This is a genomic window from Flavobacterium enshiense DK69, from assembly GCF_000498495.1.
GTDB classification, from domain to species: Bacteria; Bacteroidota; Bacteroidia; order Flavobacteriales; family Flavobacteriaceae; genus Flavobacterium; species Flavobacterium enshiense.
The window spans coordinates 1-25,182 of the sequence record NZ_AVCS01000009.1 but is presented as its reverse complement, the minus strand read 5'-3'; the positions used below and the strand labels follow the sequence as shown (position 1 = coordinate 25,182).

Annotated in this window: 23 protein-coding genes; 10 read left to right on the top strand and 13 right to left on the bottom strand. The window is 39.9% G+C overall.

What is annotated here, in order from left to right; all coding sequences use genetic code 11:
* Nucleotides 1-50: 50 nt before the first annotated feature.
* The 9 genes from FEDK69T_RS05970 to FEDK69T_RS05930 form a co-directional block, all read right to left on the bottom strand.
* Nucleotides 51-2,723 carry a T9SS-dependent M36 family metallopeptidase gene (locus FEDK69T_RS05970; RefSeq protein ID WP_023573254.1) on the bottom strand — a complete coding sequence of 891 codons (2,673 nt, stop codon included), beginning with the start codon at nucleotides 2,721-2,723 and terminating at the stop codon, nucleotides 51-53.
* A gap of 79 nt (nucleotides 2,724-2,802) precedes the next feature.
* Nucleotides 2,803-4,143, bottom strand: a complete 1,341-nt coding sequence (locus FEDK69T_RS05965) for a deoxyguanosinetriphosphate triphosphohydrolase (RefSeq protein ID WP_035630335.1) — start codon at nucleotides 4,141-4,143, stop codon at nucleotides 2,803-2,805.
* Nucleotides 4,144-4,202: 59 nt separating this feature from the next.
* The gene (locus FEDK69T_RS05960; protein WP_023573252.1) at nucleotides 4,203-4,649 is read right to left on the bottom strand and encodes a GNAT family N-acetyltransferase; all 447 of its coding nucleotides are present in this window, start codon (nucleotides 4,647-4,649) and stop codon (nucleotides 4,203-4,205) included.
* Nucleotides 4,650-5,360 (bottom strand): AAA family ATPase, encoded by a 711-nt coding sequence (locus FEDK69T_RS05955; RefSeq protein WP_023573251.1) that lies wholly within the window; start codon nucleotides 5,358-5,360, stop codon nucleotides 4,650-4,652. It abuts the gene before it with no gap.
* Between the two features lie 24 nt (nucleotides 5,361-5,384).
* A complete protein-coding gene (locus FEDK69T_RS05950) occupies nucleotides 5,385-5,612 on the bottom strand; it encodes a hypothetical protein (protein WP_023573250.1) in 228 nt (75 codons plus the stop codon).
* A gap of 197 nt (nucleotides 5,613-5,809) precedes the next feature.
* A complete protein-coding gene (locus FEDK69T_RS05945) occupies nucleotides 5,810-6,736 on the bottom strand; it encodes a T9SS type A sorting domain-containing protein (protein WP_023573248.1) in 927 nt (308 codons plus the stop codon).
* Between the two features lie 120 nt (nucleotides 6,737-6,856).
* Complete coding sequence (locus tag FEDK69T_RS05940) at nucleotides 6,857-9,259, bottom strand: ribonucleoside-diphosphate reductase subunit alpha (RefSeq protein WP_023573247.1); 2,403 nt, start codon at nucleotides 9,257-9,259, stop codon at nucleotides 6,857-6,859.
* A gap of 71 nt (nucleotides 9,260-9,330) precedes the next feature.
* Nucleotides 9,331-10,308 carry a ribonucleotide-diphosphate reductase subunit beta gene (locus tag FEDK69T_RS05935; protein ID WP_023573246.1) on the bottom strand — a complete coding sequence of 326 codons (978 nt, stop codon included), beginning with the start codon at nucleotides 10,306-10,308 and terminating at the stop codon, nucleotides 9,331-9,333.
* A gap of 269 nt (nucleotides 10,309-10,577) precedes the next feature.
* Nucleotides 10,578-11,144, bottom strand: a complete 567-nt coding sequence (locus tag FEDK69T_RS05930; RefSeq protein WP_023573245.1) for a DUF3109 family protein — start codon at nucleotides 11,142-11,144, stop codon at nucleotides 10,578-10,580.
* 136 nt (nucleotides 11,145-11,280) lie between these two features.
* On the opposite strand from FEDK69T_RS05930, the gene FEDK69T_RS05925 reads away from it, so the two are divergent.
* The 3 genes from FEDK69T_RS05925 to FEDK69T_RS05915 all read left to right on the top strand — a co-directional run bounded on the left by FEDK69T_RS05925 (nucleotide 11,281) and on the right by FEDK69T_RS05915 (nucleotide 12,790).
* Nucleotides 11,281-11,856: a MarC family protein gene (locus tag FEDK69T_RS05925; protein WP_023573244.1), complete on the top strand. Its 576-nt coding sequence runs from the start codon at nucleotides 11,281-11,283 to the stop codon at nucleotides 11,854-11,856.
* 120 nt (nucleotides 11,857-11,976) lie between these two features.
* Nucleotides 11,977-12,177: a hypothetical protein gene (locus tag FEDK69T_RS05920; protein ID WP_023573243.1), complete on the top strand. Its 201-nt coding sequence runs from the start codon at nucleotides 11,977-11,979 to the stop codon at nucleotides 12,175-12,177.
* Nucleotides 12,178-12,181: 4 nt separating this feature from the next.
* Entirely contained in the window at nucleotides 12,182-12,790 is a 609-nt protein-coding gene (locus tag FEDK69T_RS05915) for an FAD-dependent oxidoreductase (RefSeq protein ID WP_023573242.1), read from the top strand.
* 29 nt (nucleotides 12,791-12,819) lie between these two features.
* On the opposite strand, the gene FEDK69T_RS05910 is transcribed toward FEDK69T_RS05915, so the two are convergent.
* The 3 genes from FEDK69T_RS05910 to FEDK69T_RS05900 are packed head-to-tail and all read right to left on the bottom strand — an operon-like array spanning nucleotide 12,820 to nucleotide 15,436.
* Nucleotides 12,820-14,394: a S41 family peptidase gene (locus FEDK69T_RS05910; RefSeq protein WP_035630226.1), complete on the bottom strand. Its 1,575-nt coding sequence runs from the start codon at nucleotides 14,392-14,394 to the stop codon at nucleotides 12,820-12,822.
* A 6-nt stretch (nucleotides 14,395-14,400) separates the two neighbouring features.
* Nucleotides 14,401-14,835, bottom strand: a complete 435-nt coding sequence (locus tag FEDK69T_RS05905) for a deoxycytidylate deaminase (protein WP_035630336.1) — start codon at nucleotides 14,833-14,835, stop codon at nucleotides 14,401-14,403.
* Between the two features lie 7 nt (nucleotides 14,836-14,842).
* Nucleotides 14,843-15,436, bottom strand: coding sequence for a HupE/UreJ family protein (locus FEDK69T_RS05900; RefSeq protein ID WP_023573239.1), 594 nt, complete (start codon nucleotides 15,434-15,436; stop codon nucleotides 14,843-14,845).
* A gap of 139 nt (nucleotides 15,437-15,575) precedes the next feature.
* On the opposite strand from FEDK69T_RS05900, the gene FEDK69T_RS05895 reads away from it, so the two are divergent.
* Nucleotides 15,576-16,007, top strand: a complete 432-nt coding sequence (locus FEDK69T_RS05895) for a tellurite resistance TerB family protein (protein ID WP_023573238.1) — start codon at nucleotides 15,576-15,578, stop codon at nucleotides 16,005-16,007.
* A 146-nt stretch (nucleotides 16,008-16,153) separates the two neighbouring features.
* Here FEDK69T_RS05895 and fbp read toward each other — a convergent pair whose 3' ends face one another.
* Complete coding sequence (gene fbp / locus FEDK69T_RS05890; protein ID WP_035630228.1) at nucleotides 16,154-17,161, bottom strand: class 1 fructose-bisphosphatase; 1,008 nt, start codon at nucleotides 17,159-17,161, stop codon at nucleotides 16,154-16,156.
* A gap of 135 nt (nucleotides 17,162-17,296) precedes the next feature.
* Between fbp and FEDK69T_RS05885 the strand changes: the two genes are divergently transcribed.
* The 6 genes from FEDK69T_RS05885 (at nucleotide 17,297) to FEDK69T_RS05860 (ending at nucleotide 25,143) form a co-directional block, all read left to right on the top strand.
* Complete coding sequence (locus FEDK69T_RS05885; protein ID WP_023573236.1) at nucleotides 17,297-18,145, top strand: M48 family metalloprotease; 849 nt, start codon at nucleotides 17,297-17,299, stop codon at nucleotides 18,143-18,145.
* A gap of 4 nt (nucleotides 18,146-18,149) precedes the next feature.
* A complete protein-coding gene (locus FEDK69T_RS05880; RefSeq protein WP_023573235.1) occupies nucleotides 18,150-18,623 on the top strand; it encodes a GNAT family N-acetyltransferase in 474 nt (157 codons plus the stop codon).
* A gap of 78 nt (nucleotides 18,624-18,701) precedes the next feature.
* Nucleotides 18,702-19,955: an aspartate kinase gene (locus FEDK69T_RS05875; protein ID WP_035630229.1), complete on the top strand. Its 1,254-nt coding sequence runs from the start codon at nucleotides 18,702-18,704 to the stop codon at nucleotides 19,953-19,955.
* A 4-nt stretch (nucleotides 19,956-19,959) separates the two neighbouring features.
* A complete protein-coding gene (chrA, locus tag FEDK69T_RS05870; protein ID WP_023573233.1) occupies nucleotides 19,960-21,060 on the top strand; it encodes a chromate efflux transporter in 1,101 nt (366 codons plus the stop codon).
* 58 nt (nucleotides 21,061-21,118) lie between these two features.
* Entirely contained in the window at nucleotides 21,119-24,526 is a 3,408-nt protein-coding gene (locus FEDK69T_RS05865) for a hypothetical protein (RefSeq protein WP_023573232.1), read from the top strand.
* Between the two features lie 62 nt (nucleotides 24,527-24,588).
* Nucleotides 24,589-25,143, top strand: a complete 555-nt coding sequence (locus FEDK69T_RS05860; RefSeq protein WP_023573231.1) for a hypothetical protein — start codon at nucleotides 24,589-24,591, stop codon at nucleotides 25,141-25,143.
* Nucleotides 25,144-25,182: the final 39 nt, after the last annotated feature.

Sequence of the window (25,182 nt, the reverse complement as noted above, 5' to 3'; positions counted from 1 at the left end):
AAAAGGGAGCCCAATTGGGTTCCCTTTTTTTATTTTATCAAAAGGTATTCTTAGTTTAGAATAATTTTTTGAGTATAGTTGATATTCTCACCATCTACTTTAATCAGATACATACCTGACTGAAGGTTTCCAAGCTGGATAGCGCTTTCAAGATTGAAATCATTAACTTCCTGGTTGTAAACTTTTCTTCCATTCAAGTCGAAAACCTGAACAGACAATTTACCTGAGTAATTGCTGATCGCGATATTCAACTGACCTCTTGTTGGGTTAGGATATACACGAATTACATTTTCGTTTTGGAATTCATCTACTGCCAAAGTACAATTTGGACCTGCTGGCGGCACTGTAAAATCTTCAGTCTGATCTTGAATACCAGCACCTCCAGTGTTATTTGGACCTGAAGTCGCATATCGTCCAACACCACGTCTGGCAAATGTCTGCCAAATCAAACAATAGTTTTGTCCTCCCGTAGTTGCCTGATCGGCTGCGATAATAGCGTCACGACCCGTTATAAACGTTGGTGAACATCCGTCCAATTTAATAGCATCCAAAATCAAACGCATCACTTTGTTATTACCACCGGTTCCGGTATAAATATTTGGATCATATCCGTATTTATCGATGTAATTCCAAGCCAAATCCCATAAGATAGTAGCCCAAACTGAACCTACCGAGTGAACATCTACATAAGTCACACCTCCGCTGGTATACCACATATCGTTAGTATATCCGTACGTCATTGGATTTACAGACATGTTTGTACTATATTTATACGGTCTAATACCACCTCCTGTTGTTGCTTGACCCGCAGTGAAAGTAGCAAATCCTCTGTTGTCATTTCTGGTATCGCCTGGTTTGATCTGCATCATTAACCAGAACCAGTCCGACCATCCCTCACCCATTTGCTCAGAAGAACCGCCCAAACAGTTACCAGACAATCTTGTTGAAATTCCATGTCCATATTCGTGAGCAATGACCCCATTGTCAAGATCCCCGTCAGCATTCACGAACCCGGCTGCCGCAGCAGACAGAGTACCGGTTGTTGTTCCAGTTAAACCAGCTATAATTCTTTCACCATCGTCCTTTGAAACACTTACTGCAGGTATAGTAATTGTACCATCACTACCTTGCATGGTAATATTTCCAGGTTCATTGTTAACTATAATTGCAGCTCTTGCACCGGCTTGTTGAGCGCGCTTAACCTTTGAAGCAAAGTCGCAAACACCTCTCCTGATCACAGCTATATTCCCGTTTAAAGCAGCCGCATTAACTGCAGCCGTACAAGCATCTGAAGTATCAGGCGTACCATCATTATACAAAACCAGTGTACCAGTTATACCTGCCGGAGAAGCCGGTAAAGCTACATGACCCGGATTGAAACCATTATCCTGAATAGCATATGTGCCAGCTAGAGTTGATGGCGCATTAATAGCCAGGGTTGGCGCAGGAGGAGAATTCCACAAATACATCTGCATTCTTGGCGACTGACCATCTACCGGTGTCGAAAAGTTTGCATTATTTAATTTTGGTGGCGATAATTCAGAACCATCTTGAGCCTGTGCATGAACTCTGTCATTTTCTCCTGTTACTAATCCAAGACCATAATTTTTGACTTGGAAATTTTTATTCGCCTCATTAAAGCCATACTGATACCACAAGTCGTGCATGATATTATTCATATAGAATAAATTGGTAGTAGCCGCAGGCAAATAAGTAGTAGCCACTGCCGAGGTACCAGGATATGGGAAATCAAAAGTAAGATTAGGGAAAGTTCCTGTTCCGGTTGCTTGAAATCCTACATCATTATTATCATCAGTGTCTTCGTATGCGATAACGTTATTCCCTTGGGTAGTTTTAAATTGGTTATTGGAATCACCAGTCCCCCCGGGTGTAGCTACGGTACTGTGCCAACCGTTAGGCGACGCGTTAGTAACATATTCCGGATTTTGGATAAGTTGTCTCGGACTATGGTTTGGACTTTCATAATTCCATGGAATAACACGGTAATTTGTTGTTCCTGGATTCAATGCGACAGAAGAACTGTTTTTAAAGAAATTCTCAGTAAATTTATTTGAATAATGAGCGTGCCCTGTGTGATTTCCTCCGAAATTACAATTCAGTGTCATGTCCATTTTTTCTAAAAGCTTACCGGTTAAAGCATCAACTTTCAGGTTCCATAAATGTTGAAAATCCTGCGAATAAAACTCATAATCCCAAGCTAATTGCAATCTATTTTCATCCGTTCTGAAATAAACCAACTCAGCTCTTATTGGGTTTTCCGCAAGCGCTCCATTACTTAATTTGTATTCGTTCCCAGATTTTTCAAGGATTTCAATTGAAGCTAATTTAGTCTCATTGATTTCTTTCAGGACATTTAACAATGAAGCAGTTACATCATATACCGGAACAGCAGCATTAATTTTCTGTTTTACGTTAGGAATAAAATCTTCCCCTCCATTGATAACCTCACCGTTTTTAACCCAGAAATTAGAATCCGAATTAAAAACCTCGATACCATTACAACGCTGCTTAACGTGGTAATTGTTTATCCCTGTAGTTTCGGAACTAAATTCATTCACTATAACCAAATCGGACACATCCTCTCTAGTTAATGAAAATTTAGCGCTGTTTTTACCTGCATATGCTTTAATTTTCTCCAAAGGATTTTGAGAAAACCCAAAAAGCGATGCTAGTAAAAAAAGTCCGATTGTAATTTTTTTCATAGCTTTTTTTATTAAATTTTTGTAGTTAAGTACCACAAAATTAAACAATTAATTCCGCATTCAAAAAAAAACAAAATAATTAACTAATTCCTCTGATAATTTTAAATAATTGAAGTGCCTTTCCATCAGTAAGCATTGAAACGAAATGACAGATGTGCATCAATCGTTCATAAAGGCTCATTTTTTCGGTTACAAATTTTTCGGGTAACAAATTGAGTATCAATTCATCATAATTACTGGATTTACCTTCAAATTTATTATTATAAGCCGATGAAAATTTATCCAAAAGCGTATTAATAACCTGATAACCGACCACTTCTTTTTCAACCACTTCTCTGCTTTGGTAAATATTTTTTATACTGATTTTGATAATATCATTCATCTGCGCCTTAAACTCGCTTTTATCTGTTAAAGCATAAGGAAATTTACCTTCGAGTATCAGTTTTTCATTCGCAATGAAGACTTTAACCGCATCACTTATCAGACTACCTATAGCCAAAGCCCGCAAGTAACTGATTCTATCTTCCTTAGTAATCAATGATTTATATTTATCGGCATCAATATTGTTTTTAACCAGCTTGATAAGATATTCCAAGGCAAATTCTTCCTGTATCAGGCCAAGGTTGATTCCGTCTTCGAAATCGATTATAGTGTAACAGATATCATCGGCGGCTTCCACCAAATAAGCCAGAGGATGCCTTTCAAAACCTACATCATTTCCGGTTTTATTAGAGATCAAACCCAATTCGGAAGCTACTTCATTGAAAAACGGCTTGTCCTGTTGAAAGAATCCATATTTTTTATCAGCTATGTTTGCGGTTGGTTTTTTAGGAAGGCTTTCTTTCGGATACTTCATAAAAGCACCCAACGTTGCATAGGTTAAACGCAAACTTCCTTCCACACCCGGACGCGAACCTGTCAGAACCGAAAAACCGTTGGCATTCCCTTCGAAATCGATCAGGTCCTGCCATTCTTTGTCTGTTAATTTTTCTTTGTATTGTTGCCCTGCTCCGGTTTTGAAATATTCGCCGATGGCCTTTTCCCCGGAGTGTCCAAAAGGCGGATTCCCGATATCATGCGCCAAAGCGGCCGCAGCCACAATTGCACCGAAATCATTCATATGAAATCCGTGAACTTCTTTTAAATGAGGGTATTTTTCAAGAAGCTGTTTCCCGACCAAACGCCCAAGAGAACGTCCAACAACGGAAACTTCCAAACTATGCGTTAACCGGGTATGCACAAAATCAGTTTTGGAAAGCGGAATCACCTGCGTTTTATCCTGCAGGCTTCGGAAAGCAGAAGAAAATATGATTCGGTCGTAGTCGACTTCAAACCCTAATCGGGTATCGTCCTGTTCTTTTCGTAATCGTTTACTCGTATCACCCTGCCTCCTTAATGACAGTAGCTGTTCCCATTGCATCATAACCTAAAGTTTGAAAATTTAGCGTTACGAATGTACAAATTGCAAATCGAAATCTGTTATATATTTTTTTTCATGCAAACACTGCTTTCTACGTCAACATACTGACCGTACCTAGGTATTTGATGGTAGCCGACTTTTTCATACAAAGCAATGGCATTTTCAAGCTTGACAGAAGTTTCAAGTATACAGGTAGTAAATTGCAATTCTTTGGCCCAGACTTCCAATTCCTCTAAAACAGCCATGGCAATACCTTTATTTCTATGGCCCGGATGCACAAACATTCGTTTGATTTCGCCCGTTTGCAAATCGTACGGTTTGAGCGCACCGCAACCAACCGGAATATTGTTTTCATAACAAACGATTGCATTTTCGAAGTAAATCTGATTGTATTGCGCGAAGAAATCCTTTTCATCGCCATCAATATCTATCAAATACGTGTCAAATAATTGGGTAAGGTATTTGAAATCCGGGTTTTCCGAAGTCGTTCGAAGGAGTTTCATCATTTATTTATTTGCCTGTTTGTGGATCTCCGCTTGAATAATATTGTTTTTCACCGATTTAAATACATGATTCTTAGCCTCAGCAAAGGAAACATCATAAACACGGTCCAACTGCTGAAATTGGGTTGGGTATTTCGACAATAGGGAGTCATAATACTTGTCCAACACTTCCTGTGATGGGGAGGTGAATTCGAGTTTCAACTCAAAACGGCGCACCAGGGCATCATCAATCATTTGAATTTGATTGGTCGCTGCAATCAGAATGGATTTTTTGGGAAAATTATCAATCAACTGCAGGATCGCATTCACGACACGTTTCATTTCGCTGCTGTCTTTGTTATCGTAATCTCGGATCTGCCCCAACGAATCAAATTCATCAAAAAATAAAACTGCGCTTTCGTAATTAACCTCCTTGAACAACCCTTCAATATTTTTAGCGGTTTCCCCTAATTTAGAAGAAACAATACTGGCCAGATTGACGATAATCAATTTCTTGTCCAACTGTTTCGCAATGGCTTTAGCCGTCATGGTTTTCCCGCAGCCGGTTTTACCATACAGCAGCATTTTATTCACTACCGGCAAATCATATTTTTCAAGCACTTCCCGAAACTGGTATTCGCATAAAAACTGCTTGATCTGTTCTGAAACCGCTTCATTAAAAACCACGTCTTCCAGTCTGACATTGCTTCGGTCGATGAAATATAAATTACTCAATGCAAAAACTTTTAATTATATATCTTATTCTTTATTGTTGGCAAGAAAGAAATTGCGCGATTTCTTTGGATATTTATCATAACTTTTATCACTCGGATTTTCAATTACCGATTTGATATTGATTTCATCTCCCAACTTAAAATTAGCTGCCGTGTACTGGTAATCCAGTAAATATTCCCCGCAGAAATAATTCCCGTCAGCATCTTGTTCAATGATTCCGGTGTAAACACCTTTTTTCTTGTCTTTTGTCATGATTGTCATTTTTAGAACTACAAAGGTACGAAGACATTAATGAATCACTATAAAATAAAAAACAGCCATTTCATAAATGACCGCTTGCTTAAAAGAAGTTTCATAATTATAAGTAAAAATAAAAAATTAGTTTTTTCCACCAACTGTTTCGAAAAGAAACCAATTTCAAGATCATACCTAGAGCTAAAAACACAACATCACTTCTTAACTATTTTTTGAGAAACAAACCCTTTGTCGGTTTTCAAACCTACAATATAGTTCCCCGCAGGAAATTGTGAAACATCTATTTTATTACCCTGAAGCAACACATCACTTCTTTTCCCATTAACATCGTAGATATAAACATTTATAATTTCAGCTTCCGATTCAACAGTAATATAATCGCTTGCCGGATTAGGATAAAGGCGTAAAATTTCTGATTGCGTTTCTGAGAACCCTACACTCAAAGAAGACGAAGGTGTAGCCGTCACCACAATATTATCATAACCATAATAATAATTTTGAAATTCTCCTATATGCAAGAAATATAAAAGCCCAAGACTATCAGAAAACGAATCATCCACGAAATTATACACCTTACTAAAACCAGGCCCAGAAAATCTAGCCTGTTTTAGAATAACATCATAAGACATCTTCAACCGAACCCAAGAATTCAAAGGCAAGAAAACACTTGAATTGCCTTCTCCTAACTCCATCTCATACCAAGGCTCCCAAGGACTCCAATCAGGCCAAACAATCTTTTTAGTAGATGAGTGCATAAGAAAACCAATACTGTGAAATTCACCATCAGTAAAAAAAATTCCACCCCTTGACACATAATCCGTCAAACCTCCTGTATAGAAATCAAATTCTAAATTCACAACATTATTTCCTGGCTCTCTTAAATGCCAATTTGTAATACGATAAAATTTACAAGGCATGCCTACCCTAAAATGCTTTCCAGATTCATCTTGAATTATCTGAAGAGCACCTGAAGGCACGGGGCTATTATTATCTTCATAAGAGACTGTCGATACAGAAATTGTACCCGTAGGTAATGACTCAAACGCTTCATTATAAAGCACTTGACTAAGACCATAGTAGGTTGACAAAAAAATCAGGGCAAGAGTAAATATTGCTTTCATAACTTTATTCTTTAAATTAACACCCCTTTGATTATCATAAAGTTACGATAAAAAACAAAAAAAACAGCCATCAAAATTGACGGCTGCTTTCTATCTATAATTACAAATCAAATCCTGTTATTATGAACCACACATTTCGCAATCCTCTGGCCCTGCAGTCTTAGAACGCTCCAGCATCGCTCTGAATTCGTCTTCAGACATCGGTGCATTTTCATTGGCTACTTCAGCCGGCACCGGTACTGTTTCTGATTTTTTATCGTTGCTTAATGTGAACTTGATCGCATCTACTGCAGATTTAGTTCTCAAATAGTACATTCCCGTTTTCAAACCAGACTGCCAAGCGTAGAAGTGCATTGATGTCAGTTTAGAAAACGTAGCCCCTTCCATGAACAGGTTCAATGATTGTGACTGGTCAATGAAATAACCGCGCTGACGAGACATGTCGATAATATCTTTCATACTCATTTCCCAAACCGTTTTGTACAATTCCTTGATATCCTGCGGAATTCCGTTGATATCCTGAATCGAACCGTTGGCACGCATGATTTCCTGTTTCAGCGTCTCATTCCACAATCCTAAGCTCACTAAATCATGCAACAAATGCTTGTTTACAACGATAAACTCACCAGACAATACACGACGAGTGTAAATATTGGAAGTATACGGTTCAAACGCTTCGTTGTTTCCAAGGATTTGCGATGTAGAAGCTGTCGGCATCGGAGCCATCAACAACGAGTTGCGAACACCATGCTCCATTACTTCTTTACGAAGTGAAGTCCAGTCCCAACGACCGCTTAAATCACCGTCATTTAATCCCCAAAGATTATATTGGAATTCACCCTGAGAAATAGGCGACCCGACAAATGTTGAGTACGGGCCTTCTTCTTTAGCCATTTCCATTGAAGTGGTTACCGCAGCGAAATAAATGGTTTCAAAAATTTCCTGGTTTAGTTTTTTAGCTTCATCCGAGGTAAACGGCATTCTCATCAAAATGAATGCATCAGCCAAACCTTGCACACCTAATCCAACAGGACGGTGACGCATATTCGAATTCTCTGCTTCCTGCACCGGATAATAGTTGCGGTCAATTACTTTGTTCAAGTTTCTGGTAACACGTTTGGTTACATCATACAACAATTGATGATTAAACTGACCATTTTCCACGAACATCGGCAATGAAATCGACGCCAGGTTACATACTGCGATTTCATCAGCAGAAGTATATTCTAAAATCTCCGTACATAAATTTGATGAACGGATAGTTCCTAAATTTTTCTGGTTTGATTTACGGTTCGCCGCGTCTTTATAAAGCATGTAAGGCGTTCCAGTCTCAATTTGCGATTCAAGGATTTTCTCCCAAAGCTCACGGGCTTTGATGGTTTTTCTTCCTTTTCCGGCTTGTTCATATTTAATGTACATCGCATCGAACTCATCACCGTATACATCATACAATCCCGGACATTCGTTCGGACACATTAACGTCCAATGTGCATCATCCTGCACACGTTTCATGAACAAATCGTTCATCCACATAGCGAAGAACAAATCACGCGCACGCATTTCCTCTTTTCCGTGGTTTTTCTTTAAATCCAGGAAATCGAAAATATCGGCATGCCAAGGTTCGATGTAAATCGCAAAACTTCCTTTACGTTTTCCTCCACCCTGATCTACATAACGAGCCGTATCATTGAATACGCGCAACATCGGTACGATACCGTTTGAAGTTCCGTTAGTTCCGCGGATGTAAGAACCTGTTGCTCTTACATTATGGATAGACAAACCTATTCCTCCCGCTGATTGCGAGATTTTAGCCGTTTGTTTTAGTGTATCATAAATTCCGTCAATACTGTCATCCTGCATCGTTAAAAGGAAACAAGAAGACATTTGCGGTTTTGGCGTACCTGCATTGAAAAGCGTTGGCGTTGCATGCGTAAAGAATTTCTTCGACATCAACTCATACGTTTCAATCGCCGCAGGAATATCATTTAAATGAATCCCAACAGCCACACGCATTAACATGTGCTGCGGACGCTCAACAATCTTTCCGTTGATACGTAATAAATACGAGCGCTCTAAGGTTTTAAATCCGAAATAATCGTAATTAAAATCGCGGTTATAGATAATTGTGGAATCAAGGATTTCCGCATTAGCCATGATAGCTTCATGTACTTCATCAGACAACAAAGGCGACTCCTGCCCTGTTCTCGGATTCACGTAATGATACATATCGGACATCGTTTCTGAGAACGATTTTTTCGTGTTTTTATGCAAGTTGGAAACAGCGATACGCGCTGCCAATTGCGCATAATCCGGATGAGTTACCGTCATGGAAGCCGCTGTCTCAGCCGCTAAATTATCCAATTCGGAAGTGGTTACTCCGTCGTACAAACCTTCAATAACGCGCATAGCCACTTTTACCGGATCAACCAAATCGTTTAATCCATAACATAGGATTCTAACTCGGTCCGTAATCTTATCGAACATTACCGGTTCTCTTCTTCCGTCTCTTTTTACTACATACATAGGGTTACTGTTTTGAAGGTTAACTATTTATAATGGCACTGGGCCGTGAATTGTCTGTTTTTTTTATTTCATTAAAAATCAGCGTCAAAGCTAATTTTTTGCGAATCAGTGTCTTTGTTCAACACTCCTGCTTTTTGGTATTCTGACACTCGTTTTTCGAAGAAATTGGTTTTTCCCTGCAACGAAATCATGTCCATAAAGTCGAACGGATTCGTAGAGTTGTACACTTTTGAACAACCTAGCTCCACCAATAATCGATCAGCCACAAACTCTAAGTACTGCGTCATCAGCACTGAGTTCATTCCAATCAAACTTACCGGAAGCGATTCGGTAATAAATTCTCTTTCGATATTCAACGCATCGGTGATAATCTCGGTAATTCTGGATTTAGAAACCTTGTTCACCAAGTGATGGTTGTGTAAGTGCACCGCAAAATCACAGTGAACTCCTTCATCACGGGAAATCAGCTCGTTAGAGAACGTTAAGCCCGGCATCAATCCGCGTTTTTTCAACCAGAAAATGGAACAGAATGCTCCGGAAAAGAAGATACCTTCCACCGCTGCAAAAGCGATCAATCTTTCAGCAAACGAATCTGACTCAATCCATTTTAATGCCCATTCGGCTTTTTTCTTGATTGCCGGAAACACATCGATAGCATGGAACAACTGATCTTTTTCCTCTTCATTTTTCACATAGGTGTCAATCAACAATGAATAGGTTTCACTGTGAATGTTTTCCATCATAATTTGGAAACCATAGAAAAACTTAGCCTCTGGGTACTGCACTTCATTTACGAAATTTTCCGCTAAATTCTCATTTACGATTCCGTCTGAAGCAGCAAAGAACGCAAGTATATGCTTGATGAAATATTTTTCATCATCATTCAGTTTACTGTTCCAGTCGGTTAAATCCTGATGCAAATCGATTTCTTCCGCAGTCCAGAAACTGGCTTGCGATTTCTTGTACCATTCCCAGATATCATGATGTTTGATAGGGAAAATCACGAAACGATCTTTGTTTTCTTGCAATATAGGTTCGACTACTGACATAGTATGCTGACTTTTATAGGATTAAAAATTGATTAATTAACTCGATTGGGGTTTACAAAGATTGCTATTTGAATTGTAAAAAGAAAGTCAAACTTATTCACAATTTGACCGAGTTTTTAACAATGAAGAATTTTCTTTCTGACTTAAATTTTACATTATAAAGCACTGTTTTTCAGTGATTTACAAATATACGTTTTTTTCGGGATTTCACCAAAAACACAGTAAAAACAAAGGCTTAAAAGCTTATTAACAATCTAAAAAACGAGGGTTTATTTTTCAAGTTCTTCGGCTACTTTTTCCAATTCCGAATACCACTCCTGACCAAATTTCCGAACAAGAGCTTCCTTGACAAACTTATAAACAGGAACCCCCAATTCTTTTCCAAGTGAACAGGCATCATCACAAATGTGCCACTTATGGTAATTCACCGCAGAAAACTCTGAAAATTCCTTAACACGGATAGGATATAAATGACAGGAAACTGGTTTTTTCCAGTCGATCAAACCTTGATTATAAGCCTGCTCGATACCGCAAAGCGCGGTCTTTCCGTCGAAAATCACATAAGCGCAATCGGCACCATCTATAAGTGTCGTTTCAAACTCACCATCTTCTCCCACAACGAAAGTGCCTTGCTCCTCGATGGCCACTATGCCTTCCGGACGCAAAAAAGGTTTTACTTTCGGGAAAATTTCGGCTAAAATTTTTGTTTCTTCTTCTGTTAAGGGCGCGCCGGCATCGCCATCCACACAACAACCTCCCTTACAAGCAGACAAATTGCACACAAACTCCTTCTCTAAAATCTCCTCCGAAACGATGGTTTTCCCTAACTGAAACATAATTAAAAACTTGTATTTGCCGCAAAGTTACAAAGTTTAAAACCATATTTTCCTAAATATCAAAAATTAACGATTTATTAGTTATATTTAGTTTCGGAAAGAAATACTTTTGCGCCATCAAAAAAACCACTGCCTTATGGGATTTGACTGGAAAGAAATTTTAACGATCGGAATGGTACTTTTTGCGGTAATCGATATAGTTGGGACGATTCCCATCATAGTGGATCTGCGCACGAAAGTGGGGCACATCCAATCGGAAAAAGCATCGATTGTCTCGGGAATCATCATGATTACCTTTTTATTTGTAGGGGAAGAAATCTTGAAATTCATGGGAGTTGATGTAAAATCCTTTGCAGTAGCCGGTTCCTTTATTTTGTTTTTCCTGGCACTCGAAATGATCCTAGGCATAAGTATATACAAAGATGAAGAACCCAAAACAGCAAGCATTGTCCCTTTAGCCTTTCCCCTCATAGCCGGGGCAGGAACTATGACCACTTTGCTTTCCCTTCGGGCACAATACGCATCGATAAACATTGTAATCGCGATTCTCATCAACATCATCATTGTTTATGTCGTATTAAAATTATCCGGAAAAATCGAAAGATTGTTAGGAAAAACAGGACTTGGTGTTATCCGAAAAGTTTTTGGCGTAATACTTTTAGCCATTGCTGTTAAATTATTTGCCGGCAATGTTAAAGGTTTGTTCGTTTAGCTTGATTTTTACTAATTTCACCCATTATTTGACAACTTTCCAAAAGTACGCGATTTTCCTTACCAAAGACGACGCTTACACAAATTACATCAAATACGTTTAACAAATTAAATAGCAAAAATGAAAATTTTTACCTATATCATGATTGCCCTAGCCTTAGGCCTGGTTATTTTCAACGTTACATTACTTGATTTCAATAACCTTTTCGAAGGCAACAGTTTGGTTGCATTGATCGGAATTGCCGCTTCACTTTGCGCAGTTTGCATCTTATTAATTTTCCGCATGTCAAAATTGATTGACGAGAAAACCCGAGGGAATTAATTTTATGTTTGACGTCCTTATCATTGGTGGCGGCGTTTCAGGCGTGTCCTGCGCCCTAATATTGGGGTCTGCCCATAAAAAAGCTTTTGCTGCCGACAAAAACATTGGAATCATAACCCACCAGAAAGCATCCTCATTACAGGATGCTATTTTTCATAATGCTTATGGGATTCCTAACGGGAAATTAGGCGCTGAGTTACTAACTGAAAGCACCCATCATTTAGCAGAAATCTATCCACATATACAACAGATAGAAGAAGAGAAAGTACTTAAAGTAGAAGGAGAAGCCGGAAATTTTGCCGTCCACACCAATAAAAATTCGTACACTTCAAGAAACATTGTGGTCGCCATTGGCTCTTCCAATCTGTTTGCGATTGAAGGCTTAATGCACTACATCGAACCACACAAAAAATCGCTGGCGGAAAAGAACCGAATCCAACTCAAGAATATTGACCATAAGGTAGCAGACGGAATTTATGTTTGCGGAACCTTAGCCGGACATCGCAGCCAACTTTCCATAGCTGCCGGGAGCGGTGCTGCTGTAGCAACAGACCTGTTGGTTTTGTGGAACGACGGCATAGAAACACATTCGCACGATAGTATTCGCAAATAAAAAAGGGTTTCCAATATGGAAACCCTTTTTTATTCTTTTTTCAACACGGTTTTTATCATCGCATCTTCTTTAAGCACCATCTCGAAATATTTGCCTTCATCGAACAGCTGCCTTGCAAATTCAGCTGCTATATATCGTTTTACTGTTGATTTCTGACTGTCCATATTAATAACCAATCCGCTTTTCGAAATATAGCTTTTGAAGTTCTTGAAGTATACATCTGTCTCATCTAATTTTTGCATTAATTGAGGAAACGTAAGGTTCTGGAATGCTTTTCGATCTTTATCCAGTTGTTCAAAAACGAAGTAACTCATCAATCCCGATTGCATCAACATCCCTAAAGCCTCATCTCCGTGACTTCCTTCAATCGGCACAAAAACATCAGGAATTATCCCACCGCCACCATAAACGATGCGCCCTTTTTTGGTTTTGAATTTTAAACTGTCGGCCACTTTAATACTGTCGGCAGCAAAAAGTTCTCCACTCACAAAACGTTTTTGAAAATCATTAAAATATTCTTCCGCTCCATGATTATAAGGCTTTTGGATTGAACGCCCAGACGGCGTATAATATCGCGCCACTGTCAATCGTACAGCCGAGCCGTCGCCCAACGGTATCTCTTTTTGCACCAGCCCTTTTCCGAAAGAACGTCGCCCTACAATAATACCTCTGTCATTATCCTGAATGGCACCGGCCAAAATTTCACTCGCCGAGGCCGTATTTTCGTTGATCAGCACATAGACTTTTCCGTTCTCGAAATTCCCGGCTTCTGTAGCATAGGTCTTATCGATATTGCCTTTTTTATTTTTTGTTTTTACAATGAGCTCGTCATTCTTGAGGAATTCATCAGCTATCTCGTCTGCCATTTCCATATAACCACCTCCATTGTCGCGAACATCAACAATAAGCTCCGTTGCGCCTTGTTTTTTTAACCCAAGCAAACCGTTATGAAATTCTTTATAGGTGGTTTCGGCAAAACGGTTAACTTTAATGTAACCGGTTTTCTTATCCAACATAGTGGCAATATCCACGCTTTTTATAGGTATGACTCCTCGAGTAATCGTAACGTTGAATTTTTTATTTTCTGATTTTCGATAGATGGTCAGTTGCACTTTCGAACCTTCTTCCCCTTTCAGTTTTGAAAACAGACTGTCGCTTGGCAATTTTCTTCCGAAGAGTTTTGTTTTGCCTGCGTACAGGATTCGATCGCCGGCTTTCAGCCCGGCAGCTTCCGATGGACCTTTTTCAATCGGCTTGATGATAGCAACTGTATCGTTATACATGTAGAAATTCACACCAATACCTACAAAATCCCCCTTCATGCTTTGGGATACCTGCTCCATTTCGCCTTTGGCAATGTATACCGAATGCGGATCCAATTTTTCCAGGATTCCGTTTACCGTTAAATCTACAATCGAATCGGTATTCACATCATCAACATACTCGCTTTCGATCAATTCGATGAGTTTATTCAACTTGCTTCGGTTCGAATTCGACGTAAATCCTCTGCCCGGTCCCTTAAAATTAAGGTAACCCCCAATGAGTACACCCACCGCCAAAGCAGTAGCCAGAATAATCGGCAAGTATAGTTTCTTAATTCTCATTATCGCTTAGTCAAAATCCAACTCAGTAATGATATCTACCTCAACTCCGGCTTTTCTCAAAAAATCCAATCCGGAATCGTCCTTATACCCTTCGTGATAAACCACACGTTTCACACCCGACTGATGGATCAGTTTACTGCATTCCTTGCAAGGCGAAAGCGTAATATAAAGAGTCGCCCCTTCGCACGACTGCGTGGAACGGGCCACTTTTGAAATAGCATTAGCTTCGGCGTGTAGAACATACCATTTGGTCAGCCCTTCATCGTCTTCGCAGCAATTTTCAAATCCCGATGGTGTTCCGTTATAGCCATCAGAAATTATCATTCGGTCTTTTACTATAATTGCGCCAACTTTTTTGCGCTGACAGTAGGACAATTGCCCCCATTCTTTAGCAATGCGCAAATAAGCTTTATCGTATTTTTCTTTCTTCTCTACTTTCATCATCAAATTATCTGTTCCAAATCTCACTTTCAATTATCATCGGCAGCACAACTCCTGTTACAAAAGCCGACATAACCAAAGACCAGTCCCGTTTTGAAAACCTGAAAAACGTCTGTACAATATAGGATATTATTAAAACCGCTAACACTACTATAATCTGTGCCGCTTCAATTCCTACCGCAAATTCCAATGTTGGAACCAATTTTTCGGAAGCACTCCCCGGCAGTATCGATTTAAAATAACTGGAAAAACCTAATCCGTGTATGATCCCAAAAAAAACAGTTACCAACGCGATGAACGTAATACTTTCATTCTTCCCCGATTTTCCTGCAGTAAACAAATTAAACAAAGCAGTGACTAAAATCGTAATCGGAATCAAAAACTCAACCAGTCCGGGTTTGATGTATAACACACCAAAAACCGAAAGAATCAGGGACAATGTATGGCCGAGGGTAAACAACGACACCAGTATAAGTACTCTTTTCCAGTCTTTAAATGCATATGGAGTAACCAGGGCAATCAGAAACAATATATGATCGTAAGCATTAATATCCAGCACATGATGCAGGCCGATATTAAAATACGTTAGAAATTCGGACATTCAAAACAGTTTTTAAGATTGGGTTATCAAACTTACAACTTATTTTGATAATTGCTTTCGTCCGTTAAGAAAAGCTTACCAATTTAATCCGAAGGAAACAGAAAATTCGTAAATTTGAGTTAAACAAAAACACACATCTATGTCAATTTCAGATTTATTTGATAGCGAATTCAAAAGTCGTAACAAAGGTCATTTCTCTGCTATTGTAAGAGTTGCCGTGGCCGATGGCGACATGAGTACCGAAGCAAGGGCGTTCCTGGACAAGCTTGCAGTCAAACTGGAGATTTCCAAAGACGAATATGAGGAAATCTTGGAAAACCCCATGAAATACCCCATTAACGCACCGTCCATTTATATTCACCGACTGGAGCGCTTGTATGATTTATCCCGAATGGTATTTGTCGACCACGTTCTGGGACCTAAACAAAAAGACCTTTTAGCAAAATTTGCCTTGGCTTTGGGCTTCACGCCGGGCAACGTGAAATTGATTGTAGAAAAAGCGCTGTCACTTCTGGTTCTCAATGTAGATCTGGACACATTTATCTACGAAATGCAGCACATGAATAAATAATTTTTTGAGGTCCTGAGGCACTAAGATTCTCAGTTGCTAAGCAATTAAAAACATCCGCAAAGAAAAAAGGAGCGAAAAATTATCTGTTTTTCGCTCCTTTTTTCTTTTTCAGAACTCAGTACTTTAGCCACTGAGCACCTTGGCACCTATTTATACTTTGCCATAAATTCCTCCGCTTTTTCCACCATGTTCTGGCTTCCACAGAAAAAAGGAACTCTTTGATGCAGTTCGGTCGGTTTTATTTCCATGATTCTTTGGTAACCGTCCGAAGCCTTACCTCCTGCCTGTTCTGCGATGAACGCCATAGGATTGCATTCGTACAACAAACGCAGTTTCCCTTTTGGCGCTTTGGAACTCGTCGGATAAATATAAACACCACCTTTAATCATATTTCTGTGGAAATCGGAAACCAAACTTCCGATATAGCGTGAAGTATAAGGACGATCGCCTTCTTCCATCTGACAGTATTTGATATAATCTTTCACACCCTGCGGGAAGTGGATATAGTTTCCTTCATTTACCGAATAAATCTTGCCGTCTTTAGGATATTGCATGTTCGGGTGCGAAAGGTAGAACGTTCCGATTGCCGGGTTCAGTGTAAATCCGTTTACGCCGTGCCCTGTAGTGTATACCAACATGGTTGATGTACCATAAATTACGTAACCCGCTGCTACCTGATGATCGCCCGGTTGTAAAAAATCTTCCAGGGTTACCGGGGTTCCGATAGGTGTTACTCTTCTGTATACAGAAAAAATTGTCCCCACGGAAACATTCACATCAATATTAGAAGACCCGTCCAACGGATCCATCAAAACCACATATTTATTATTGTCGTCTCCGGCTTTTCCGTGAATAGCAATAAAATCATCATTTTCTTCTGAAGCGATACCGCAAACGATTTCACGGTTGATCAATGTCTGAATAAAAACTTCATTGGCATAAACGTCTAATTTTTGCTGATCTTCTCCCTGAACGTTCTGTTCTCCGGCCGCTCCAACAATATCAACCAATCCGGCTTTATTTACTTTATAATTTACTACCTTTGCTGCCAGACGGATAGCATTGATAATACGTGATAATTCTCCTGAGGAATACTTGAATTCTTCTTGTTTTTCGATGATAAACTCACCTAAAGTGTTATTACGCTGTTTCATTGTTAGCATGTCGTTTTTGCAGTTGCAAATATTAATCATATTTTTGATTTTTAATGCAACATTTTCAAATAATATTCACTTCTGAACGAATATAAAAATAAATAGTAATGTGTTTCGTCTTAATATAATTTCGATATGAAAAAAACACCTTTATATCTTGCTACATTATTTGCAGTTTTAGGATTACAAACTGTTAGTGCTCAAATTAATTTAGGAGAAAAAGCCTTAGGGGCGGTTCAAAAAGGAGTCACCGGCCTTACTTTTAGCGATGCTGATGCCGCAAACCTTTCCAGAGAAGCTGTTGCCAAAATGGATAAAGAAAATCCGGTAGCCGACGATAAAGATCCGTACACCATCCGCTTAAAAAGAGTTTTCGGAAAACACGCCAGTGAAAAAGGCTTGACACTTAACTTTAAAGTGTACAAATTAAAAGAAGTAAATGCGTTTGCAACAGCCGACGGAAGTGTAAGAGTCTTTGCCGGGCTGATGGACATCATGGACGACAACGAACTTTTAGCCGTAATCGGACATGAAATCGGACACGTAGCCAATCACGATTCTAGAGACGCTATAAAAACAGCATATCAAAAAGAAGCTTTAACCGATGCTGCAGCTTCACAATCTGCCAGCGCAGCAAAAGTTACCGATAGTCAGTTAGGCAAGATCGGCAGTGCGCTTGTCGACAGCCAATACAGCCAGAAACAGGAATCGGATGCCGATATGTATTCGTATGATTTCATGAAACGAAACGGATATGACGTGAATGCTGTCGAATCGGCTTTTACCATTCTTGCCAAATTAAGCGAAGGACAACAATCCTCTTTCATTGAAAGAATGATGAGTTCTCACCCTGACCCAAAAAAGAGAGCTGCCAATGCAAAAGCCAGAGCAGAAAAAGACGGTTTATACAAGCCTTACGTAAAACAAACGGCAAAACCGGCAGCCAAAAAGACCACAACAACTAAGAAAAAGAAGAAAAAATAAAACGATGCTCATCAGAAAAGGAACCGAAAAGGACATGCCAGCCGTTCTCGATTTGATTCGCGAATTGGCAATTTTCGAGAAAGAACCCGATGCCGTAGTGGTTACTACAGATGATTTAGTAAGCGACGGTTTTGGCACCAATCCATTATTCCACACTTTCATTGCGGAAGTAGATGGCGATATTGTGGGCATGGCGTTGTACTATTACCGATACTCGACCTGGAAGGGAAAGACCATCCACCTTGAAGACCTTATCGTAAAAGAAAAGATGCGTGGTACCGGCTTGGGATTCGCCCTTTATACCGAAATCATGAAACAAGGAAAAGCCGACGGCGTCCGAAGAATCGAATGGAACGTATTGGACTGGAATCAGCACGCCATTGATTTCTACGAAAAATCGGGAGCAAAAGTATTGGACGACTGGAGAGTAGTTCAAATGAATGAAGAAGGAATTGAAGCCTTTTTAAATGGCAACTAACTATATTTAACAACGATCAATCCCAAAGGGTGATTTCGGATTGCGAAGTGATTTTCGGGATTGGAATTTTTAAACAACATGAGAATTTTTAAATTTGGAGGAGCCTCCGTAAAAGATGCCGCCGGTATTAAAAACGTACACAGTGTTTTACAACAGGTAGGTTATGAAGATGTACTTCTTGTAGTTTCGGCTATGGGAAAAACAACCAATGCGTTGGAGTTGGTAATCAAGAACTATTTCGAGAAGTCCAAGGAATTGAACGCTTCGATTCAGGAAATAAAGAAATACCACAACCAAATTTTGTTGGATTTGTTTGAAGATGATAAAAACGCCGTTTTTACTGCCGTAAACAAGCATTTCCTTGACTTAGAGTACTTCTTAAGCTCGAACAAATCTCCAAATTACAACTTCGTGTATGATCAAGTTGTAAGTATGGGTGAAATTATTTCGACTACTATTTTAAGTCATTACTTCAACCATGTAGGGATAAAAAATCACTGGGTAGACGTTCGTAACTTCATCAAAACAGACAACACCTATCGTGATGCCATCGTAGACTGGGATACTACTCAAAAAACAATCTCAAAAAACATAAAGAGAAAAGTATTAAACATCACTCAGGGATTCTTAGGTTCGGATGAAAACAACTTCACCACTACCTTAGGCCGTGAAGGTTCCGATTATACAGCGGCTATTTTTGCTTACTGTTTAAATGCAGAAAGCGTTACCATCTGGAAAGACGTTCCGGGGGTGTTAAACGCCGATCCGAGATATTTCGAGAACACAACTTTATTAAATCAGATTTCTTACCGTGAAGCTATCGAGCTTGCGTTTTACGGTGCTTCGGTTATCCACCCGAAAACATTGCAGCCGCTTCAAAGCAAAGAAATTCCTTTGTATGTAAAATCGTTTTTGAATCCGCTTTTACCAGGGACCAGCATTGCCAAAGGAAGTCATTTGGAACCGGAAACATCATGTTTCATCGTAAAGAAAAACCAATTATTGCTTTCCCTTTCTTCCATCGACTTTTCATTTATCATGGAGGAAAACATCAGTGAAATTTTTGCTCTATTCCACAAATACAAAATCAAAGTAAGTTTGATTCAAAACACGGCGATCAGTTTCTCAGTTTGTATTGAAGACAAGTTTGGTAATTTTGGCGAACTGAAAAACATCTTGGCTAAGAAATTCAAAATTTTCTACAACGAAAATGTATCGCTGTACACCATCCGTCATTTTACCGACAAAGCCATCAGCATGGTAGAGAAAGACAAAACGGTTCTGGTGAAACAAATGAGCCGCGAAACGATGCAGATCGTAACACAAGAATAATTCTATGCAGCAGGGTTCGCTGAAAGAAATCGGAAAACTGTTTTTAAAACTGGGGCTGATTGCTTTCGGCGGACCCGCTGCTCATATTGCCATGATGCGGGATGAAGTCGTTCGCAAACGCCAATGGATGAACGACGACCACTTTATGGATTTAGTGGGAGCCACCAACCTGATCCCCGGACCGAACAGTACAGAATTGGCAATACATTTAGGCAAAGAAAGAGGAAACTGGAAAGGCCTTGTACTAGCAGGCCTAAGTTTTATCCTTCCTGCCGTTTTCATCACATTAGGTTTTGCTTGGTTGTACAAAAGCTACGGAACGTTACCTGAAATACAACCGTTCATTTATGGCATCAAACCAGCAATTATTGCCATTATACTTTCGGCAATTTATCCTCTGGCCAAAACTTCCTTTAAATCCAATTTCCTAATCAGTATTGGCATCCTTGCATTGACCGCTTCGTATTTCGGAATGAACGAAATCGTCGTGCTTTTCGGATCCGGATTATTGGCTTTGGCCGTACATTATTTAAAAAATTCCAAAAAACACATCAACGGTTTTGTGCCGATTGGCATGATTGCAGCTTCCAACAGCCAACTCTTTTTCATCTTTCTGAAAATTGGTTCGATTTTATACGGAAGCGGCTATGTACTGTTCGCCTTTCTGGATTCTGAACTGGTGCAAACAGGCATACTTTCAAGACAAACTTTGATTGACGCCATAGCGGTTGGGCAATTCACTCCCGGCCCTGTATTCTCTTCCGTAACGTTCATTGGGTATCAACTCAATAGTTATACAGGCGCTTTGGTGGCAACCATAGGGATATTTCTTCCCTCTTTTGTTTTTGTTGCCGCCTTGAATCCTTTGGTAAAGAGAATGCGGAATTCTGTTCTTTTTTCTTCCTTCCTGGATGCAGTAAACGTGGCTTCAGTGGCATTGATTATCGTTGTCTGCTTCATTATGGGAAAAGAATCGGTTACCGAATGGAAAACCATGCTTATTGCCGTTGCAAGCCTCATTGCAACAATCGGTTTTCGACAAATAAACAGCGCATGGGTGGTTTTAGGAGGCTCGCTTTTGGGTTATCTGCTTGCATTGATATAAAACGGGAGAATTTCTCGATTAATTACACTACTTTTGGCAAATTCGAGTTATAGTAGTTATGTTGAAACAGGCGTATTTACTTCTTTTTTTTCTTTGTTTTTCTGTCGTACGGGCTCAGGAAATCAAAACGCCTTATCAAACCAAAAAAATTACGGTATCCGAAAAGCCGGTTTCGATTGACAGCATCAGTATCAACAAAGAATTTTTTAAACTTTTGGACCGATCCGGCAATGAAATCGACACCCTTTATTACAAAGTTGATTTTCAGAAAGGAACTTTGGTTTTCCGAAACGATTTCCAATATCAGGACACACTTACGGTACGCTATTTAAAATTCCCTGAATTCCTCACCAAAAAATATAGCATTTACGACCAAAGCCGAGTTGTCAGCAACGAAGCAGGTCAAAATCTGTATCGTGTTTCACGGGAACCGATTACTACCTACAAACCTTTTGATGGATTGAATACCTCGGGAAGTATTTCGCGCGGGGTTACAGTGGGAAACAATCAGAACGCTGTTATAAATTCCAATCTCGACTTACAGATTACAGGAAAAATTTCGGAAAAAGTGAGTTTGCGTGCTTCCTTGCAAGATAGTAACATTCCGTTGCAGGAAGGCGGTTATTCGCAAAAACTGGATGAATTCGACCAGATTTTCGTGGAACTGTTTTCAGACAGATGGGCCATGCGTGCCGGTGACCTGTTCCTGGAAAACCGGCAATCCCGCTTTTTGAATTTCAACAAAAAAGTACAAGGTCTGTCCACCCATTTTACCTTTGGCCAACCGGAAAACAAAACCGATTTATTCGTATCAGGTGCTATTGTACGCGGGCAATATGCCAAAAGCACTTTTACGGGACAGGAAGGCAATCAGGGACCATACAAACTAACTGGTCCTAACGGTGAATTGTATGTTTTGGTAATCTCTGGTTCTGAACGGGTTTATGTCAACGGAATCCTGCTGGAACGCGGAGAAAACAACGATTACATCATCGATTACAATGCCGGTGAAATCCGATTCACTTCTTTGTTCCCAATAACTTCGGAAATGCGTATCAACGTAGAATATCAGTATTCCGAACGAAGCTACACCCGATTCGTAACCTATGGAGGCGTAACCCACGAACGCGAGAAATGGAGCATTGGCACTTTTCTATATTCTGAAAACGATGTAAAGAACCAACCATTACAACAAAGCTTATCCCCGGAACAGGCGCAGATACTTGTCGACGCGGGTGACAATCCCGATTTGATGACAGCCCCTTCCGCCTACGAAGACAGCTATTCCGAAAATAAAATTTTGTATAAAAAAGTACTGATAGGCAGCGTAGAAGTATTTGAATATTCCAACAATCCGGCCGATGTCCTGTATAATGTAAAATTTACGCTGTTGGGCAACAATCTTGGGAATTATGTTTTATCGAGCAATCAGACCATTGGAAGAATTTATGAATATATAGCCCCAATTGCAGGCGTACCTCAGGGAAATTATGAACCCATTACACGATTGGTTCCGCCCACTAAAATTCAGATTGCGACCGTTTTGGGAAAATACAATCCGAGTGAAAAAACCCATGTTGATTTTGAATTCGGCCTCAGCAATAACGACAAAAACCTGTTTTCTTCCATCGATGACAATGATAATCAGGGTGTCGCTGGAAAAATCAATGCAAAACAGCGCCTTTTCTCCCGTAAATGGAATGTGGATGCATTTGCCGATTACCAATTCGTACAGAAAGAATTCAGAACCATTGAGCGTTTGTTTACCATTGAGTTTAATCGCGACTGGAATTTAACCAATCCGCTAGGCGATCAGAGTTTGCTGATTTCGGGAGTCAACTTTGAACTCCCCGGTAAAGGATTCGCCCGTTATCAATTGGAAAAATTGGACTTTACGGAAAACTTTACAGGAACCCGCCATGTGGTCGATGGCTTATTCAAACTGAACGAATGGACTTTCTCCAACAACAGCAGCGCCTTAAAGAGTGATTCCAAAGAAACCGATTCCCGTTTTATCCGAAGTCAGACCTTGGCAAAACACCATTACAAAAAAAACTGGGTGGGAGGCAGTTTCCGTATGGAAGATAATGAAGAAAAAAACAAGGCTACGGATGAATTCTCGGCTTTAAGTCAGCGTTACAAAGAATTTGGCGCTTTTATAGGAAGAGGCGACAGCACTAAAGTATTCACCGAAATCGGGTATTTACGTCGAAGCAATGACAGTTTGCAGAACGGACTTATTCAAAAAGTAAATACCTCAGATTCCTATTATCTCAAATCAAAACTGATACAAACAGAAAAAAGCGATTTGGGTGTTTTTGTTAACTATCGTAATCTAAAATTTGAAGATTTGGCACGTGCAGATGAACCTTCATTGAATTCCCGTATATTGTATACAGATCGTTTTTTCAATCAGCTAATCCAGACGGCTACCGCGTATGAAACCGGTTCAGGAACTCTTGCCCAACAGGAATACACTTACGTGAAGGTCGAACCCGGTCAGGGAGTGTACACCTGGAACGATTATAATGGCAACGGCATTCAGGAATTGCAGGAATTCGAAGTGGCGCCGTATCCGGACCTGGCCATCTATGTGCGTGTTTTTCTTCCCAATCAGATTTATATCAAAACCCATCAGAATAAATTTTCGCAATCCCTTACTTTGAATCCACTCCAGTGGCAAAATGCAACCGATTACAAAAAAGTACTGTCCCATTTTTACAATCAGACTTCCTTTTTGATGGATCGTAAAATAGAACGTCAAGGAGATAATTTCGACCTTAATCCGTTTTCTTCAAGTGATAAAGATTTGTTAGGGATGAATTCGACCTTCCGTAACAGTTTGTTTTACAACCGCGGGAAACAGCTTCATTCAACAACGTACACTTACCTTAACAACCATGCCAAAGCACTACTTTCTGCAGGTTCACAGGAAAACCGATCCTATTCCCATCAACTGCAATACGCGCATCTGGTACAAAAAACATGGCTGTTCAATTTTGACGGACAAACCCTTTCAAGCAGAGTCGATTCCGAAAATTATGCCAGTAAAAACTATGTTCTGAAAGGCTATCTGCTTGCTCCAAAAGTTTCCTATCTTTTTTCGCAAAATGCCAGTTGGGATGTTTTCTATGAATTTCAGAATAAAGAAAACCGGATTAATGCCATGGAAACACTAAACCGGCACAGGATGGGTACTTCGTTCAACTATTCTTCCTCTGAAAAGAAATTTACGGCAAATGGAGAATTTTCATTTTATAAAAATGTCTTTGATGGCAATCAGTTCTCACCTGTAGCTTATCAGATGCTGGAAGGGCTACAGCCCGGAAAAAACCTGACGTGGAATTTACTGCTTCAAAAAAACTTAACCCAATATCTGGACGTAAATGTCAATTATCAGGGCCGAAAAAGCGAAACCAGTCAGACCATCCATACAGGAAGCATTCAATTAAGAGCTTATTTTTAACAGGTTACATTTCAAAAACAGCACGATAAACACTATATTTGGGTTTATCAAAATCTTGAAAGATGACTATACGACCAATTTCAGGCTTGCTTTTAGCAGCTTCCATATCTCTGGTTTCCTGCAAAAAAGAGGAGACTGTGGAAAAAAACACAGCAGATCAAAAGCCGGTACCTTCGGTGTATGAGATTGTAAATGGAACCAACATACCGAAGCAGCCTGTGCAACCACAGCAAAACATGACTGTTACTCAGCCTCAAACCACAGCAACAGTTACACCTCCGGTTCAGCCAACTGTTGCCAAAGGAATGAATCCGCCTCACGGTCAACCCGGACATCGCTGTGACATCCCAGTGGGAGCTCCTTTGAATTCACCTCCGGGAAAACCGGCAACTCCACAAGGAGTAGCTCAAGCTCAGAAAACAAGCAATCAGAACTTCACAGTTACTCCGGCTAACATTACTCCGACAGGAAATACGACTACCTCGTCGCAAAACTCAGCAATTCCGGAACTGTTGAGCACACCGACTACTGAAACAGCACCGGGAATGAACCCTCCGCATGGTCAGGCCGGACATCGCTGTGATATAGCCGTTGGAGCGCCTTTACCAAAATCATAAAAAAACACTTTATCCAATAATAAAAACACGAAAAGCCAG

Bases quoted from the DNA above. Each gene is read 5' to 3' on its own strand.
- FEDK69T_RS05970 (WP_023573254.1), bottom strand. From the start codon at position 2,723: ATGAAAAAAATTACAATCGGACTTTTTTTACTAGCATCGCTTTTTGGG.
- FEDK69T_RS05965 (WP_035630335.1), bottom strand. From the start codon at position 4,143: ATGCAATGGGAACAGCTACTGTCATTAAGGAGGCAGGGTGATACGAGT.
- FEDK69T_RS05960 (WP_023573252.1), bottom strand. From the start codon at position 4,649: ATGATGAAACTCCTTCGAACGACTTCGGAAAACCCGGATTTCAAATAC.
- FEDK69T_RS05950 (WP_023573250.1), bottom strand. From the start codon at position 5,612: ATGACAAAAGACAAGAAAAAAGGTGTTTACACCGGAATCATTGAACAA.
- FEDK69T_RS05945 (WP_023573248.1), bottom strand. From the start codon at position 6,736: ATGAAAGCAATATTTACTCTTGCCCTGATTTTTTTGTCAACCTACTAT.
- FEDK69T_RS05940 (WP_023573247.1), bottom strand. From the start codon at position 9,259: ATGTATGTAGTAAAAAGAGACGGAAGAAGAGAACCGGTAATGTTCGAT.
- FEDK69T_RS05935 (WP_023573246.1), bottom strand. From the start codon at position 10,308: ATGTCAGTAGTCGAACCTATATTGCAAGAAAACAAAGATCGTTTCGTG.
- FEDK69T_RS05930 (WP_023573245.1), bottom strand. From the start codon at position 11,144: ATGTTTCAGTTAGGGAAAACCATCGTTTCGGAGGAGATTTTAGAGAAG.
- FEDK69T_RS05925 (WP_023573244.1), top strand. From the start codon at position 11,281: ATGGGATTTGACTGGAAAGAAATTTTAACGATCGGAATGGTACTTTTT.
- FEDK69T_RS05920 (WP_023573243.1), top strand. From the start codon at position 11,977: ATGAAAATTTTTACCTATATCATGATTGCCCTAGCCTTAGGCCTGGTT.
- FEDK69T_RS05915 (WP_023573242.1), top strand. From the start codon at position 12,182: ATGTTTGACGTCCTTATCATTGGTGGCGGCGTTTCAGGCGTGTCCTGC.
- FEDK69T_RS05910 (WP_035630226.1), bottom strand. From the start codon at position 14,394: ATGAGAATTAAGAAACTATACTTGCCGATTATTCTGGCTACTGCTTTG.
- FEDK69T_RS05905 (WP_035630336.1), bottom strand. From the start codon at position 14,835: ATGAAAGTAGAGAAGAAAGAAAAATACGATAAAGCTTATTTGCGCATT.
- FEDK69T_RS05900 (WP_023573239.1), bottom strand. From the start codon at position 15,436: ATGTCCGAATTTCTAACGTATTTTAATATCGGCCTGCATCATGTGCTG.
- FEDK69T_RS05895 (WP_023573238.1), top strand. From the start codon at position 15,576: ATGTCAATTTCAGATTTATTTGATAGCGAATTCAAAAGTCGTAACAAA.
- fbp (WP_035630228.1), bottom strand. From the start codon at position 17,161: ATGAAACAGCGTAATAACACTTTAGGTGAGTTTATCATCGAAAAACAA.
- FEDK69T_RS05885 (WP_023573236.1), top strand. From the start codon at position 17,297: ATGAAAAAAACACCTTTATATCTTGCTACATTATTTGCAGTTTTAGGA.
- FEDK69T_RS05880 (WP_023573235.1), top strand. From the start codon at position 18,150: ATGCTCATCAGAAAAGGAACCGAAAAGGACATGCCAGCCGTTCTCGAT.
- FEDK69T_RS05875 (WP_035630229.1), top strand. From the start codon at position 18,702: ATGAGAATTTTTAAATTTGGAGGAGCCTCCGTAAAAGATGCCGCCGGT.
- chrA (WP_023573233.1), top strand. From the start codon at position 19,960: ATGCAGCAGGGTTCGCTGAAAGAAATCGGAAAACTGTTTTTAAAACTG.
- FEDK69T_RS05865 (WP_023573232.1), top strand. From the start codon at position 21,119: ATGTTGAAACAGGCGTATTTACTTCTTTTTTTTCTTTGTTTTTCTGTC.
- FEDK69T_RS05860 (WP_023573231.1), top strand. From the start codon at position 24,589: ATGACTATACGACCAATTTCAGGCTTGCTTTTAGCAGCTTCCATATCT.